Consider the following 13,115-nt stretch of genomic DNA (forward strand, 5'->3'; position numbering starts at 1 on the left):
CGACTAACCTGTCGCCACGCCCTGTCTGGTCAGTCGCCGAGTCGGCCCTCCAGCGCGCGGATCTGTTCTTCCAGTTGTGCGAGCTTTTCCTCTGCACGCGCCAGCTTCGCCGCCTGGATATCGAATTCGCGCTGACTGACCAGTGGCAGTTTACCCATCGCGACCTCGAGTGCATCGCGCAGGTCGCTGCTGATCACTGCCCCCTGTTGTTGCAGCTCGGTTAATAAATCTTGCAATTTGTCACGGGCCACGCGCAATTCTCCACTAAGAAACCGCTATAAAACGAAGCGAAATAGTACCGCAGCGGGGTTTTACCACCAAGCGCCGATTGTTGTGCGCCGTGTTGGTTCAAGTTTGGCGCGCCGCTCATAACTGGTGCCCGCTGGTGGTGCGGGTTCCATTTTGGTGCGCACCCTTTTTGCGCATATTAATTGACCGCCCCGTTCTGTTTGCCTGCAAAACACCGCTTTTCAGCGCTAACTCATTGATTTTTGTGTGTCTTTTTAAAGTTGGCACTAACTCTGCAAGTACCTATGTGCGAATCGCCCTGGTAAAGAAGGCAGGGATAGGTCTTCTGGGGAAGTGCCTGGGCGTGTGCGGCGAGTGCCGTCTCCCCGGCGAAGTCGAAGCTGCAAATATAAAAAAAGTAATACGAGCATTTCACACAGAGATCTAGGAGAACCAAACAGTGGGAACCAAACTGAATAACAAAATTGCTGCCCTCGTATCCGGAAGTCTGCTGGCCATGGCGATTAGCGGCGCAGCAACTGCCGCCGACGGTCCCAGCCTCAGCGCAAATATCGGTGTGGTGAGTGACTATCGCTTCCGCGGTATTTCCCAGACCGATACCGGTCCTGCGATCCAGGGCGGTGTTGATCTGGACATGGGCAACGGCGTTTACCTGGGCACCTGGGCATCGCAAGTGGACTTTGCCTACGGCTCAGACGAAACCGATTTCGAGCAGGATTTCTACGGTGGCTATGCCGGTGAAACCGCAAGTGGAATCGGCTATGACGTTGGCTACATTTACTACGCTTATCACGGTAGTGATCGCGATGAGGATTACCAGGAAGTTTACGGCAGCCTGAGCATCGGCGACGCAAGCCTTGGCTTTGCCTACTCCGACGACTACTGGTACCAGGCGGGTGAATTTTACTACCTGAGCGCTGGCTACTCTTTCGCGCTGGCCAACGATATTTCCCTGGACCTGAGCGCCGGCCTGAACCTGTTTGATGAGGAAGTTTTCCTGAACGGATCTGACTCCTACATCGATTACTCCGTGTCAGTTGGCAAGGAGTTTGGTGGTCTCGCCCTGAGCGCGTCTCTGGTGGGAACCGATGTGAGCGACGAAGAGTGCTTCCTCACCGATTGGTGTGAGCCGACCGTACTCGCCGGAGCGACTTACAGCTGGTAATAGCTACAACAAATTGAGCCCGCTCATTGTGAGTGGGCTCTTACTGTAGGGGGAACCCATGAAGCTGGTAACCGCAATAATTAAACCATTCAAGCTCGACGCAGTGCGCGACGCGCTGGCTGAGGCCGGTGTCAGTGGCATTACCGTGAGTGAAGTAAAAGGTTTCGGGCGACAGAAAGGACATACCGAGCTCTATCGTGGAGCGGAGTATGTGGTGGACTTTTTGCCTAAGACCATGTTGCAGATCGCGATTGAAGACAGCCAGGTTGACTCTGTGCTGGAAGCAATTGGTACTGCGGCGCAAAGTGGCAAGATCGGCGACGGCAAGATCTTTGTTGCGAACCTTGAGCAGGCAATCCGCATTCGTACCGGCGAGACCGGTTCGGAAGCGATCTAAATAACAGAACAGATTGCCAAAACGATTCTTTGATCATTAGACAATAACTGCCGGGGCAACTCGGGAAGTTTGGGTTAAACGGAGCGAAAAATGGAAAATCAAATTTTTCAGTTGCAGTACGCAATTGATACATTTTATTTCCTCGTGTGTGGTGCACTGGTCATGTGGATGGCAGCGGGCTTTGCCATGCTGGAAGCGGGCCTGGTGCGTTCTAAAAACACCACCGAGATTCTTACCAAAAACGTGGCGCTGTTCGCGATCGCGAGCACCATGTATCTGGTCAGCGGTTACGCCATCATGTACGACGGCGGCTGGCTGCTGAACGGCATTGAAGCCTTCGACCTCGAAGGTGTTCTGACTGCATCCGCAGAAAACGGTTTCGAAGGTGACTCCGTTTACTCCGGTGCGTCCGACTTCTTCTTCCAGGTAGTGTTCGTCGCTACTGCAATGTCCATCGTTTCCGGTGCGGTTGCAGAGCGTATGAAACTGTGGAGCTTCCTGGTATTCGCAGTTGCCCTGACCGGCTTCATCTACCCGCTGGAAGGCAACTGGACCTGGGGCGGTGGCGATGTATTCGGCCTGTACAACCTGGGCGACCTGGGCTTCTCCGACTTCGCCGGTTCCGGCATCGTTCACATGGCGGGTGCCGCTGCTGCTCTGGCTGGCGTACTGCTGCTGGGCGCACGTAAAGGCAAATACGGCCCGAACGGCGAAATCTACGCCATTCCGGGTGCCAACCTGCCGCTGGCTACCCTGGGTACCTTCATCCTGTGGATGGGCTGGTTCGGCTTCAACGGCGGTTCCGTACTGAAGCTGGGTGATGCTGCCAATGCACACTCCGTGGCCATGGTATTCCTGAACACCAACGCCGCTGCCGCTGGCGGTGCTGTTGCCGCGCTGATCACCGGCCGCATCCTGTTCGGCAAGGCCGACCTGACCATGCTGCTGAACGGCGCCCTGGCTGGCCTGGTAGCGATTACCGCTGAGCCCTCTACCCCGACTGCCCTGCAGGCAACCCTGTTCGGCGCCCTGGGTGGCATCCTGGTGGTATTCTCCATCATCACCCTGGACAAGCTGAAGATCGACGATCCCGTTGGCGCCATCTCCGTGCACGGTGTAGTTGGTCTGCTGGGTCTGCTGCTGGTACCGCTTACCAACGACGGCTCTTCCTTCAGCGGCCAGCTGATTGGCGCTGCTACCATCTTTGGTTGGGTATTCGCGGCCTCCTTCGCGGTATGGTTCGCCCTCAAGCTGATCACCGGTATCCGTGTTACCGAGGAAGAAGAGCAGCAGGGTGTTGACTTGGCCGAGTGCGGAATGGAAGCTTATCCGGAATTTATGAGCAAATAAGCGCTCATAAACTAGCCGTCGGTGCGGGAAGCTCCCGGCCGGCGGCGGCAAGAATCTTCCGGCACCGGTTTTCGGGCCGGTGCCCGCAAGAAACATAATCAGGGGATAAGTCAATGAAATTGATTACGGCTGTGGTTAAGCCATTCAAACTGGACGACGTGCGCACCGCACTGTCTGAGGTCGGCGTGCAGGGCATGACCGTTACCGAGGTTAAGGGTTTCGGCCGCCAGAAGGGACACACTGAACTGTACCGTGGCGCTGAATATGTAGTGGATTTTCTGCCCAAGGTAAAACTGGAACTGGCGGTTGACGACAGCATGGTCGACAGCGCCGTTGAAGCCATCACCAAAGCCGCTCAGACCGGCAAAATCGGTGACGGCAAAATCTTCATCACTGCGCTCGAAGAAGTCATCCGTATCCGCACCGGCGAAACTGGCAGCGAAGCGGTCTGATCAAAGAATCCGACACAGTGTTTTTCAAGCCCCGCTCGCGGGGCTTTTTTGTGCCTGTAAATCCGGTTTAAAAAGCACGGCTGTTCGAATGGCGCAAAAGTGATTTATGCGTCGTGACGGCGTTCAAAACCCTGGCGGTAAAAATTGCATAACCAAGTGCAATAAATCGGGTAAAAAACGAGCAAAAAAACTCTACCGAATTCGGGAACCTTTTCTGGCAGGCTGGTTGGACACTGCCTATAAATATTTCGCCGCAGGAAATCTTCTGGCCGGCGGATTTGATTTGCAGAACCGGTTTTTGCTTCACGTGGAACGGGACTGAGAAAGGAATCTGATTGGTGCGTGCGGAGTATTCCGGGATGGAGTGCGGCAGCAGGGGTATTCCCTCTGTAACAGGGGTATCAAGTTACAGGGTAAATCACTATGAAAGAAGATCAGTCCAGCGCTCGTTCGAAAGACAACGAGGAGTTTGCCGAAGAGCGTTCCATCACCTCCCGGGAACGGGCTCGCAGTCAACTCAATGCCGAAGTCGAGGCTTTCCTCGCCAGAGGCGGGGCAATCAACGAGATTGACCCGGAAGTGACCGCAGACCCGCCGCGCAAGCCACAGCCGAAGTACGGCAGTCGGCCCATCTAAGCGCGTCAGGCGAGGAATATCTGGATACCGGCACCCGCCGGTATGCGCACAGTCACTGTGTCACCCCGGCCTCGGCCGGGGCCAGATTCTTCCGGGGCTGTTTCCATCCATCCTGTTTTCGCTGCGTTCCCTCAATTCCCTTCCAGTCTCTTCCTGGCGTGACGCCGACACATGGAATACTGCGCCGACGGCTTAATCGTCGTCAGATTTTTGCGCCCGCGGATGGGCCTTGTCGTATACCCGCGACAGGTGCTGGAAATCCAGGTGGGTGTAGATCTGGGTGGTGCTGATATCCGCGTGCCCGAGCAGTTCCTGCACGGCGCGCAGGTCGCCACTGGACTCCAGCATATGGCTGGCAAAGGAGTGGCGCAGCATATGCGGGTGGACCGGTTGCTCGGCGCCGCCGGCCCGGGACCAGTGGGAAAGGCGCAGCTGGACCGCGCGATTGCCGAGCCGCTTGCCTTTGGCACTGGTAAATACCGGGGATTCACCGAGGGCGTCGGCGATGGATGGCGGTGCTTCGCGGCGCCATTCCTCGAGGGCGCGCCGGGCATGGCGTCCAACCGGCAGCAGGCGGGTTTTATTGCCTTTACCGGTCACGCGCACTTCGCCGCCGCGCAGGTCCAGATCTGGCCAGTTGAGTCCGGTCAGTTCCGACAGGCGCAGTCCGCTACTGTAGAAGAGCTCGAGTATCGCCGTATCGCGCAGGGCCAGCAGGTCGCTGGCCGCATCCTCGGTGTTGCCCCCCGCATGGCCGTCCGGGCTTTCCACAAACTGCGCCGCGGCATCCACATCGAGCAGCTTCGGCAGTCTCTTCTCCGCCTTGGGCGCGCGCAGTCCCTCGGCCATATTCGCGGCCAGCCAGCCCTCACGGACACAGAAGCGCAACAGGGTACGCACGGCGGATAACCAGCGTTGCAGGCTTTTCGGGGAGAGACCGCTGCGGTGCAGCCGCGCGAGCCAGCTGCGCAGGCACATTTCATCCAGGGACTGGACGTCGCCGCGCCCCTCCTCATCCGCCAGCAGTTGCAGTTTGTCGAGGTCGCGGCGGTACCCGGCGAGGGTATGGGGGGAAAGGTTCTTGTGCTGCAGATGTCGCAGGAAGGCGTCTGTGGCGGCCGCCAGCTGCATCGGACTCAGCTCCGTGCCAGCAGGTCGGGCAGCAGCCGCTCGAGGATCTCGCCGATGTAGGACAGGAACAGGGTGCCGAGGCTGGAGCGGTAATGGTTGGGATCGCTGGAGCCCACGGCGAGGATGCCCAGCTGGCCCGCCAGCGGTACCACCGCGGCAGAGGCGACGCGATCCGCGTCCTTGCCGAACAGGTAGGCGATCTCCGTGGGGCGCAGGGAGCCGCACACGGTGCGTCCATTGCGCAGGATGGAACCGATAGCGGTCTCGGCGCTGGTGCGGGAGCTGCTGCGTACATCGCCCAGCTGTTTACCCGAGCCGGGCAGGGGCCCGAACAGGGTCAGCGCGGTGACCTCGACATTGAAATCCTGTTTGAAGCTTTTCAGCAGGGCGTCGCCGGCTTCCGCGACGGTGCGGGCTTCCAGCAGTGCCAGTACCAGCCGGCGGCTGTGCAGGAACAGCTGGTCGTTGTCCCGCGCATTCTGCAGCAGCTGATCCAGCCGCTGGCGCATTTCGATATTGCGCTCCCGCAGCAGGTTGGTCTGATGGGTCATCAGCGACACCGTCTTGCCGGATTCCTTGGGCAGCTGGATGCTTTCCAGCAGCTCCATGTTTTCCGCGAAGAAGGTGGGGTTCTGCATCAGATAGCGGGCCACCTGCCGCGACAGCAGCTTTTTGTTGCGCTGGTTTTCGCTGTCGTTGGCTTCCTGTTTTTCCAGGCTGGCCTCGACGGCGCTGTCGATCAGGGGGGCGTCGCTGTGTTCGGTCATTGTGGTCTTCGGCTGCTTCCAGGGAGAGTTCTCAGAGTACTATCTGTCCGTGATATACCGCAGTCGCGGGTCCGGTCATGGTAACCGGCTCACCGGGCCCGGGCCAGTGGATTGTCAGGGTGCCCCCGGGAAGGGTGATCTGCAGCTCCTCGTCCACCAGTCCGCGCAGGCGCGCGGAAACCATGGCGGCGCAGGCGCCGGTACCGCAGGCGCGGGTTTCGCCCACGCCGCGCTCGAACACCCGCAGGCGGGCGCGGGTGCGGTCTTCGATCTGCAGAAAGCCCACATTGACCCGTGCGGGGAAGCGGGGGTGGCTCTCGATAGCGGCGCCCAGGGTTTCCACCGGCGCCTTGATTACGTCCTCCACCAGCAGGACCGCGTGGGGGTTACCCATGGATACGGCGCCCACGTTGTAGGTTTCGCCGTCCACTTCCAGTGGATAACTTTCCGCCTGGATATCGGCCTCGAACGGAATCAGTGCGGGCTCCAGTACCGGCTCGCCCATGTCAACACTCACCTGGTCGGCGCCCTGTACATTCAGGCGCAGGGTGCCCGCGGCGGTTTCCACCAGGATGTTTTCCTTGCTGGTAAGGCGTCGCTCGCGCACAAAGCGGGCGAAACAGCGCGCGCCGTTACCGCAGTTTTCCACTTCACTGCCATCGGCGTTGTAGATGCGGTAACGGAAATCTACGTCCGGATCTCGCGGAGCCTCGACCAGCAGCAGCTGATCGCAACCGATGCCGGTGTGGCGGTCGGCGATCTGGCGGACCTTCTCCGGCGACAGCTTTACCCGCTGGGTGATGCCGTCGACCATTACAAAGTCGTTGCCTAGGCCGTGCATTTTGGTGAATTTGAGCCGCATGGGAATGTCTCGTCCGTCCTGTCTCTTCAATCCTTGGCCGGCACCGTGGATTCACCACGTACCAGATCCGCGAGGCTTTCCCGTGCGCGCACCAGGTAAGTTTTGTCGCCGTCCACCAGGACTTCCGCAGCGCGACTGCGCGAGTTGTAGTTGGAGCTCATGGTGAAACCGTAGGCTCCGGCGGAAAGCATCGCCAGCAACTGGCCCTGCTCGAGCGCCAGCGGGCGGTGCTTGCCGAGGAAATCGCCGGTCTCGCACACCGGGCCAACGATGTCCCAGCTCTCGGTCTCGCCGCTGGACGGGGTAACGGCCACGATATCCTGCCACGCCTGGTACAGGGCCGGGCGCAAGTTATCGTTCATCGCCGCATCGACGATGGCGAAATTATGCTCTTCGGTGCGCTTCAGGTATTCGACCCGGGTCAGCAGGGTGCCGCCGTTGGCGGAAATGGAACGGCCGGGCTCCAGTACCAGGGCCAGATTGCGCCCGGCAAGCTTTTCTTTGACTGCGCCCAGATAGTCGCTCACCTCCGGCGGTTCTTCGCCGCGGTAACGCACACCGAGGCCGCCACCCAGGTCCAGGTGCTTGAGTTCGACACCGCTTTCAGCGAGCTGGTCGATCAGCACCAACAGGCGGTCGAGCGCGTCGAGGAACGGATTGATCTCGGTGAGCTGGGAGCCGATATGGCAGTCCACACCCACCGCCTCGAGGCTGCTGGAGGCGGCGACCTTGCGGTACACCTCCGGTGCGCGCTCGATGGCGATGCCGAATTTGTTTTCCTTGAGGCCGGTGGAAATATACGGGTGGGTATTGGCATCCACGTCCGGGTTAACGCGCAGGGATACCGGGGCCACCGTTCCCATTTCTGCGGCGACTGCCTCGAGCCGTTCCAGCTCGGATTCGGATTCGACGTTGAAGCAGTGCACGCCCACTTCCAGCGCGCGGCGCATCTCCGCCGCAGTTTTGCCTACGCCGGAGAACACCACTCTGGCGGGATCGCCGCCGGCCAGGATGACCCGCTCCAGCTCACCGGCAGACACGATATCGAAGCCTGCGCCCAGCTGTGCCAGCACAGACAGCACACCCAGGTTGCTGTTGGCTTTGATGGCGTAACAGATCAGCCCGGGGTGATCGCCCAGTGCATCGGCGTAGGCGCGGTACTGCCGCTCGAAGTGCGCGCGGCTGTAAACGTAGGTGGGGGTGCCGAACTGTTCGGCGATCTGTTCCAGGCTGACGCCCTCGGCCCACAGGCTTCCCTGCTGGTAGTGAAATTCACTCATTTGGCTACTGCTTCTGCTTCCGTGTGTTGCTCGGTATTGTTTTGAGAGTCTTGTTCGGGCGGCTGCGCCGGGCTCTGTTTCTGTTTTCCGTCGGTTTCCTGTTGCGGCTGGCCGGCGCCAGCGGCGGTCGGTGCCGCCGTATCCTGGGGCAGGTAGAGAGGGCCTTTCTGGCCGCACGCGGTCAGCGCACCGGTGAGGGTGAGTGACAGTGCCAGGAGGGTAATCGGTTTACGCATCGGTTTTCCTGCCGCAAAGCGCGGTACGAGAAGACTGGAAAAGCCTGCTAGTATAGCGATCCTCTCCCTTCAGCAACACAGTAACAAAAGTAACCGGAATATGACCCAGGCCGCCACGCAAACCGCCTACAACGCCGCCATCGAAGAAACCCTGATCGCGATCGAAGACGCCCTCGATGAATGTGAAGTGGACATGGACTACGAGCGCGCGGACGCGGTACTGACCATCACCCTGGAGGACAACGGCACCCAGGTGATCCTGTCCCGCCAGAGCGCGGTGCAGGAACTGTGGGTGGCAGCGCGCTCCGGGGGCTATCACCTCGGCTTCCAGAACCCGGGTTGGAAATGCACCACCACCGGCGAAGATCTGCCAACCCTGCTGGATCGGGTGCTGACCGAGCAGCAGGGCACCCCGGTTTCCCTCGGCCTGTAATCCTGTCGCCGGGGTCGCGGTACGCCGCATCCCGGAGTTCCCTCCCTCATTTCGAATTCACCACAGCAGATGGACGCCGCTCCATCCGCAGGTCTCGTGCGTCCGAAAATCCTTGGCAGCTGATTTATGTGATGCTAGATTGATATCAAAGTGATATCTAATTTGTGGCCTGAATACAAGGAGTCCCGGATGATCAAGGAAAAACGCGCCTTTACGGTGAGTGGATATGGCATGCTGGCAGTGCTTCTGGCGCTGCAGGTGCTGACCATCGGCATGGTGGTGTGGAGCCTGGTGTCACAACAGTTCGCGGCTGCCGCCCTGTGGGCGCTAGTGACTCTGTTGGTGGTGTTCTGTTGGCACGGCCTGTTTATGGTGGCGCCGAATCAGGGGAAAATCCTGCAGCTGTTCGGCAAGTATGTGGGCACCGAGCACACCACCGGGTTGCGCTGGACCAATCCACTGGTGTTCAAGCGCACACCGATTTCTCTGCGGGTGCGCAACTTCGAAAGTGGCAGGCTCAAGGTCAACGATGCCAACGGCAACCCGATCGAGATCGCCACGGTGGTGGTATGGAAAGTGGTGGACTCCGCTGAAGCCTATTTTGAGGTGGACGACTACGAGAGCTTTGTCACTATCCAGAGCGAGGCGGCACTGCGCAACGTGGCCAACGAATACCCCTACGACAACCACAGTGAAGAGGCGCTGTCCCTGCGCGGCGACCCCACCAGCATTGCGGAAAAAATCCGCGATCAGGTTCAGGAGCGGCTGGGGCGCGCGGGCATTCAGGTGATCGAAGCGCGCATCAGCCATCTGGCCTATGCGCCGGAAATCGCCCAGGCAATGCTGCGCAAGCAGCAGGCGGGCGCGATACTGGCGGCGCGTAAGCTGATCGTGCGCGGTGCGGTGGAGATGGTCACCGATGCCATTTCCACCCTGGCGGAGTCACACGACCTTGAGCTGGACGAAGAGCGCAAGGCGAATATGGTAAACAATTTGATGGTCGTGATCTGTGGCGAACAGCAGGTGCAGCCGGTCATCAACAGCGGCAGTCTTTACTGATCCCGATCCGGAATTATGGCAAAAAAGAAAGCTTTCCCACTGCGAATCAACGAGCAGGTGCTGGCTGCAATGCAGCGCTGGGCCGATGACGATCTGCGCAGTCTCAATGCGCAGATCGAGTACGTACTGCGCGATGCACTGGTGCAGTCCGGGCGGGTGAAGCTGGTACAGAAGGTGGTGACGGAGGTTCAGGAGAAAGACGAGGACTCTGAGGGATCTTAGGAGAGGTTTCGTAGGTGGTTTGGTGGCGGCGACGCTACCGGGTATGCCTTTGCGAGACACGCCGTGAACCCATCCCTGGGGGCTTGTCGAAAAGGTCCCTCTTTTCGACAGTCTCGCAAAGGCATACCCGGTATCGCCGCCTTCGCTTTTGAGTTTGGTGTCCCTTCTACTTTTCGATTCCGAACTTAGTTTTTGCATACGGACCGATGACTTCCACTTTTTCTACCCACAACGCTCCGCGGTAATCCGCTGGCAGGAACTCGATCTGTTCAGGTGTATAAATTCCGTGGACGCCTCCGGGGCTACGGTGTTTAAAGTCCAATACCATCACCAGACTACCGGCATCTTCCATGCGTTGGATAAACCGGTTCGGCCAGCCCCACAGTGCCCAGTGCCAGGTGTTCGGGGCGACGACCGCGCCATTGCGGCAGGCTTCTGGTACATAGCCTGACCAGCCGAGCATCAGGTAGCGGTAGGTACACTGCTTGACGCTGTCGCGGCTGAATACCCAGGCATCCGGGCGCAGCTCGCGCATTTTCTTCATTACCCTTTCATTACCGTAAACGAGCAGGTTTCCCTGTGGTGGTAGTTTGTGTTTGCGCAGGTAGCTGTTGAGCCGGTCGGCTTCCATGGGGCGGCCACCTTTGATGTTCACCAGGAATTTCTTGTCTGGAAATGCTCGATACACCTCTTGCAGCGTCGGCATCAGTCCCACACCTTTGCCGCGAAATGGATAGCTTTTGCCGCCGTCGTGGGTATAGCCGTAACCGATGTCCAGGGTTTTCAGATAACTCATCGGATGGTCGCGGGTGGCGCCCTTGCCCTCGGTGCGGCAGTCGAGAGTCCAGTCATGGAACACGGCGAATTCGCTGTCGGTGGTGGGGTGCACATCGATTTCAACAATATCTGCTCCGGCATCGAAGGCGGCCCGCATGGAGGCAATGGTGTTTTCCAGATATTGATGCTCCGGTTCGAATACACGGATCGCGGTGCAGTCATCGCGGCCGAGATTTTCTCGGTTGTAGGTCTGGTAGCCCCCGCGGTGGGAAATCAGCGTCGGCTCGCCCGGGCGCTTTTGCGCGAGCCAGGAGGCGTTGGTGAGGTAGACGGCGACCGCGAAGGCAGCAATGCCGATAACAATATATTTACGCACGTGCAGACTCTCCCTGTGATCGGTTTTTTTCTCGAAAGGAGTCTAGCGGGTCACGGATATCAGAAAGTGGCGCGGGGCCGGATGAATGATGGCGAATTGTGGCAGGAGGGGGTGTGTAGGAGCCTGCCCTGCAGGCGAACGATACAGGGCTCTGAAATGTTCGCCTGCAGGGCAGGCTCCTACGCAGTAACTTACGGGAAGCTTATCAGCGCGCAGTAATCAGCTTGCGCGCGCGCTCGCAGGCGGCGCGCACCTGATTCGGTGCAGTGCCACCGATGTGGTCGCGGGCGGCTACGGAGCCCTCCAGGGTCAGCACGTCGAATACGTCGTCGCCGATCACATCGGAGAACTTCTGCAGCTCGGCGAGGCTGAGGTCGGCGAGGTCGCAGTCCTTTTCAATGGCAAAGGCCACGGACTGGCCGACAATCTCGTGGGCATCGCGGAAGGCCACGCCCTTGCGCACCAGGTAGTCCGCCAGGTCGGTGGCGGTGGAGAAACCCTTGCCGGCGGCGGCGAGCATATTCTCTTTCTTCGGCTTCAGCGCAGGCGCCATATCGGCGAAGGCGCGCAGGCAGTCCAGCACCGTGTCGGCGGCGTCGAACAGGGGTTCCTTGTCTTCCTGGTTGTCCTTGTTGTAGGCCAGCGGCTGGCTCTTCATCAGGGTGAGCAGGGCGATCAGGTGGCCGTTGACGCGGCCGGTCTTGCCGCGCACCAGTTCCGGTACGTCCGGGTTCTTCTTCTGCGGCATGATGGAGGAACCGGTGCAGAAGCGGTCGGGCAGGTCGATAAAGTCGAACTGGCTGGAGGTCCACAGCACCAGTTCTTCGCTGGCGCGGCTCAGGTGGGTGAGCAGCAGTGCGGAGAAGGCGCAGAATTCGATGGCGAAGTCGCGGTCGCTGACGGAATCTAGGGAGTTCTCGGTGGGCGCATCAAAGCCCAGTAGCTCGGCGGTGCGCGCGCGGTTGATCGGGTAACTGGTGCCTGCCAGGGCCGCGGCGCCGAGGGGCGAGCGGTTGACGCGCTTGCGGCAGTCCATCAGGCGCTCGAAGTCGCGGGTCAGCATCTCGTTCCAGGCCAGCAGGTGGTGGCCAAAGGTCACCGGCTGCGCGGACTGCAGGTGGGTGAAGCCGGGCATGATGGTGTCCGCTTCCTTTTCCGCCAGGTCCACCAGTCCCGTCTGCAGGCGGGTCAGTTCGCCGGCGATTAGGTCGATGCGGTTGCGCAGCCAAAGGCGGATATCGGTCGCTACCTGGTCGTTGCGCGAGCGGCCGGTGTGCAGCTTCTTGCCGGTGGCGCCGATGCGGTCGGTCAGGCGCGCTTCGATATTCATGTGCACGTCTTCGAGCGCCACGGACCAGGGGAATTCGCCGGCCTTGATCTCCTCGGCGATATCCTTGAGGCCACCTTCGATCTGCTTGAACTCGTCTTCGGTCAGCACGCCGACTTCCGACAGCATCTGCGCGTGGGCCAGGGAACCCTGGATATCTTCCAGCGCCATACGCTGGTCAAACATCACCGAGGCGGTAAAGCGCTCTACGAAAGCGTCGGTAGCTTCGCTGAAGCGCCCACCCCAGAGCTTGGCGGCGGGGTTCTGTGCGTTGTTGGCTGAGGAGTTGTCGTTGCTCATGCTGCCTCTGGTCTGACTGCGGAATGAAAGGTAACTGTTTGCCGATCCGGATAGTGGAAGTGACCGGGCGCAGGCGGTATCTTTTGATGCCAGTAA

17 protein-coding genes are annotated in these 13,115 nt (G+C 59.7%); 9 read left to right on the top strand and 8 right to left on the bottom strand.

The annotated features are described in order from the left end of the window. Positions 1-29: 29 nt before the first annotated feature. A complete protein-coding gene (locus ACONT6_RS18050; protein ID WP_428819764.1) occupies positions 30-251 on the bottom strand; it encodes an accessory factor UbiK family protein in 222 nt (73 codons plus the stop codon). Between the two features lie 437 nt (positions 252-688). Between ACONT6_RS18050 and ACONT6_RS18055 the strand changes: the two genes are divergently transcribed. From ACONT6_RS18055 to ACONT6_RS18080, 6 genes are all read left to right on the top strand, one after another. Continuing rightward, positions 689-1,414, top strand: coding sequence for a TorF family putative porin (locus ACONT6_RS18055; RefSeq protein ID WP_428819765.1), 726 nt, complete (start codon positions 689-691; stop codon positions 1,412-1,414). 58 nt (positions 1,415-1,472) lie between these two features. Next, on the top strand, positions 1,473-1,811 hold the full coding sequence (locus ACONT6_RS18060) for a P-II family nitrogen regulator (protein ID WP_078084659.1): 339 nt from the start codon (positions 1,473-1,475) through the stop codon (positions 1,809-1,811). 90 nt (positions 1,812-1,901) lie between these two features. Then, positions 1,902-3,161: an ammonium transporter gene (locus ACONT6_RS18065; RefSeq protein ID WP_428819766.1), complete on the top strand. Its 1,260-nt coding sequence runs from the start codon at positions 1,902-1,904 to the stop codon at positions 3,159-3,161. Positions 3,162-3,274: 113 nt separating this feature from the next. Next, complete coding sequence (locus ACONT6_RS18070; protein ID WP_043319767.1) at positions 3,275-3,613, top strand: P-II family nitrogen regulator; 339 nt, start codon at positions 3,275-3,277, stop codon at positions 3,611-3,613. Between the two features lie 106 nt (positions 3,614-3,719). Continuing rightward, positions 3,720-3,935, top strand: coding sequence for a hypothetical protein (locus ACONT6_RS18075; protein WP_428819767.1), 216 nt, complete (start codon positions 3,720-3,722; stop codon positions 3,933-3,935). Positions 3,936-4,036: 101 nt separating this feature from the next. Further along, complete coding sequence (locus tag ACONT6_RS18080) at positions 4,037-4,249, top strand: hypothetical protein (RefSeq protein ID WP_428819768.1); 213 nt, start codon at positions 4,037-4,039, stop codon at positions 4,247-4,249. A 192-nt stretch (positions 4,250-4,441) separates the two neighbouring features. On the opposite strand, the gene xerC is transcribed toward ACONT6_RS18080, so the two are convergent. From xerC to lptM, 5 genes are read right to left on the bottom strand one after another with little or no spacing between them, the layout of a single operon-like run. Beyond that, on the bottom strand, positions 4,442-5,380 hold the full coding sequence (gene xerC / locus ACONT6_RS18085) for a tyrosine recombinase XerC (RefSeq protein ID WP_428819769.1): 939 nt from the start codon (positions 5,378-5,380) through the stop codon (positions 4,442-4,444). A gap of 5 nt (positions 5,381-5,385) precedes the next feature. Continuing rightward, a complete protein-coding gene (locus ACONT6_RS18090) occupies positions 5,386-6,147 on the bottom strand; it encodes a DUF484 family protein (protein ID WP_428819770.1) in 762 nt (253 codons plus the stop codon). A gap of 31 nt (positions 6,148-6,178) precedes the next feature. Continuing rightward, on the bottom strand, positions 6,179-7,009 hold the full coding sequence (gene dapF, locus ACONT6_RS18095) for a diaminopimelate epimerase (RefSeq protein WP_428819771.1): 831 nt from the start codon (positions 7,007-7,009) through the stop codon (positions 6,179-6,181). A gap of 26 nt (positions 7,010-7,035) precedes the next feature. Then, positions 7,036-8,289, bottom strand: coding sequence for a diaminopimelate decarboxylase (gene lysA / locus ACONT6_RS18100; RefSeq protein WP_428819772.1), 1,254 nt, complete (start codon positions 8,287-8,289; stop codon positions 7,036-7,038). Beyond that, entirely contained in the window at positions 8,286-8,525 is a 240-nt protein-coding gene (lptM, locus tag ACONT6_RS18105; RefSeq protein ID WP_428819773.1) for an LPS translocon maturation chaperone LptM, read from the bottom strand. The genes lysA and lptM overlap by 4 nt, the downstream gene beginning before the upstream one ends. 100 nt (positions 8,526-8,625) lie before the next feature. Here lptM and cyaY point away from each other — a divergent pair, with 100 nt between their 5' ends. From cyaY to ACONT6_RS18120, 3 genes are all read left to right on the top strand, one after another. Continuing rightward, a complete protein-coding gene (gene cyaY / locus ACONT6_RS18110) occupies positions 8,626-8,958 on the top strand; it encodes an iron donor protein CyaY (protein WP_428819774.1) in 333 nt (110 codons plus the stop codon). Between the two features lie 189 nt (positions 8,959-9,147). Then, positions 9,148-10,017 carry an SPFH domain-containing protein gene (locus tag ACONT6_RS18115; protein WP_428819775.1) on the top strand — a complete coding sequence of 290 codons (870 nt, stop codon included), beginning with the start codon at positions 9,148-9,150 and terminating at the stop codon, positions 10,015-10,017. A 15-nt stretch (positions 10,018-10,032) separates the two neighbouring features. Beyond that, complete coding sequence (locus ACONT6_RS18120) at positions 10,033-10,239, top strand: Arc family DNA-binding protein (protein WP_428819776.1); 207 nt, start codon at positions 10,033-10,035, stop codon at positions 10,237-10,239. 166 nt (positions 10,240-10,405) lie between these two features. Here the strand turns inward: ACONT6_RS18120 and ACONT6_RS18125 are convergent, their stop codons facing one another. Both ACONT6_RS18125 and argH read right to left on the bottom strand, forming a co-directional pair. Beyond that, positions 10,406-11,392, bottom strand: coding sequence for a glycerophosphodiester phosphodiesterase family protein (locus ACONT6_RS18125; RefSeq protein ID WP_428819777.1), 987 nt, complete (start codon positions 11,390-11,392; stop codon positions 10,406-10,408). Positions 11,393-11,597: 205 nt separating this feature from the next. Continuing rightward, positions 11,598-13,019 carry an argininosuccinate lyase gene (gene argH, locus ACONT6_RS18130; RefSeq protein WP_428819778.1) on the bottom strand — a complete coding sequence of 474 codons (1,422 nt, stop codon included), beginning with the start codon at positions 13,017-13,019 and terminating at the stop codon, positions 11,598-11,600. Positions 13,020-13,115: the final 96 nt, after the last annotated feature.

Source organism: Microbulbifer sp. MCCC 1A16149 (assembly GCF_050368945.1).
GTDB lineage: Bacteria > Pseudomonadota > Gammaproteobacteria > Pseudomonadales > Cellvibrionaceae > Microbulbifer.

Coding starts and splice junctions, on each gene's coding strand:
- ACONT6_RS18060 (WP_078084659.1), top strand. CDS start 1,473: ATGAAGCTGGTAACCGCAATAATTAAACCATTCAAGCTCGACGCAGTG.
- ACONT6_RS18065 (WP_428819766.1), top strand. CDS start 1,902: ATGGAAAATCAAATTTTTCAGTTGCAGTACGCAATTGATACATTTTAT.
- ACONT6_RS18070 (WP_043319767.1), top strand. CDS start 3,275: ATGAAATTGATTACGGCTGTGGTTAAGCCATTCAAACTGGACGACGTG.
- ACONT6_RS18075 (WP_428819767.1), top strand. CDS start 3,720: ATGCGTCGTGACGGCGTTCAAAACCCTGGCGGTAAAAATTGCATAACC.
- ACONT6_RS18080 (WP_428819768.1), top strand. CDS start 4,037: ATGAAAGAAGATCAGTCCAGCGCTCGTTCGAAAGACAACGAGGAGTTT.
- xerC (WP_428819769.1), bottom strand. CDS start 5,380: ATGCAGCTGGCGGCCGCCACAGACGCCTTCCTGCGACATCTGCAGCAC.
- ACONT6_RS18090 (WP_428819770.1), bottom strand. CDS start 6,147: ATGACCGAACACAGCGACGCCCCCCTGATCGACAGCGCCGTCGAGGCC.
- dapF (WP_428819771.1), bottom strand. CDS start 7,009: ATGCGGCTCAAATTCACCAAAATGCACGGCCTAGGCAACGACTTTGTA.
- lysA (WP_428819772.1), bottom strand. CDS start 8,289: ATGAGTGAATTTCACTACCAGCAGGGAAGCCTGTGGGCCGAGGGCGTC.
- lptM (WP_428819773.1), bottom strand. CDS start 8,525: ATGCGTAAACCGATTACCCTCCTGGCACTGTCACTCACCCTCACCGGT.
- cyaY (WP_428819774.1), top strand. CDS start 8,626: ATGACCCAGGCCGCCACGCAAACCGCCTACAACGCCGCCATCGAAGAA.
- ACONT6_RS18115 (WP_428819775.1), top strand. CDS start 9,148: ATGATCAAGGAAAAACGCGCCTTTACGGTGAGTGGATATGGCATGCTG.
- ACONT6_RS18120 (WP_428819776.1), top strand. CDS start 10,033: ATGGCAAAAAAGAAAGCTTTCCCACTGCGAATCAACGAGCAGGTGCTG.
- argH (WP_428819778.1), bottom strand. CDS start 13,019: ATGAGCAACGACAACTCCTCAGCCAACAACGCACAGAACCCCGCCGCC.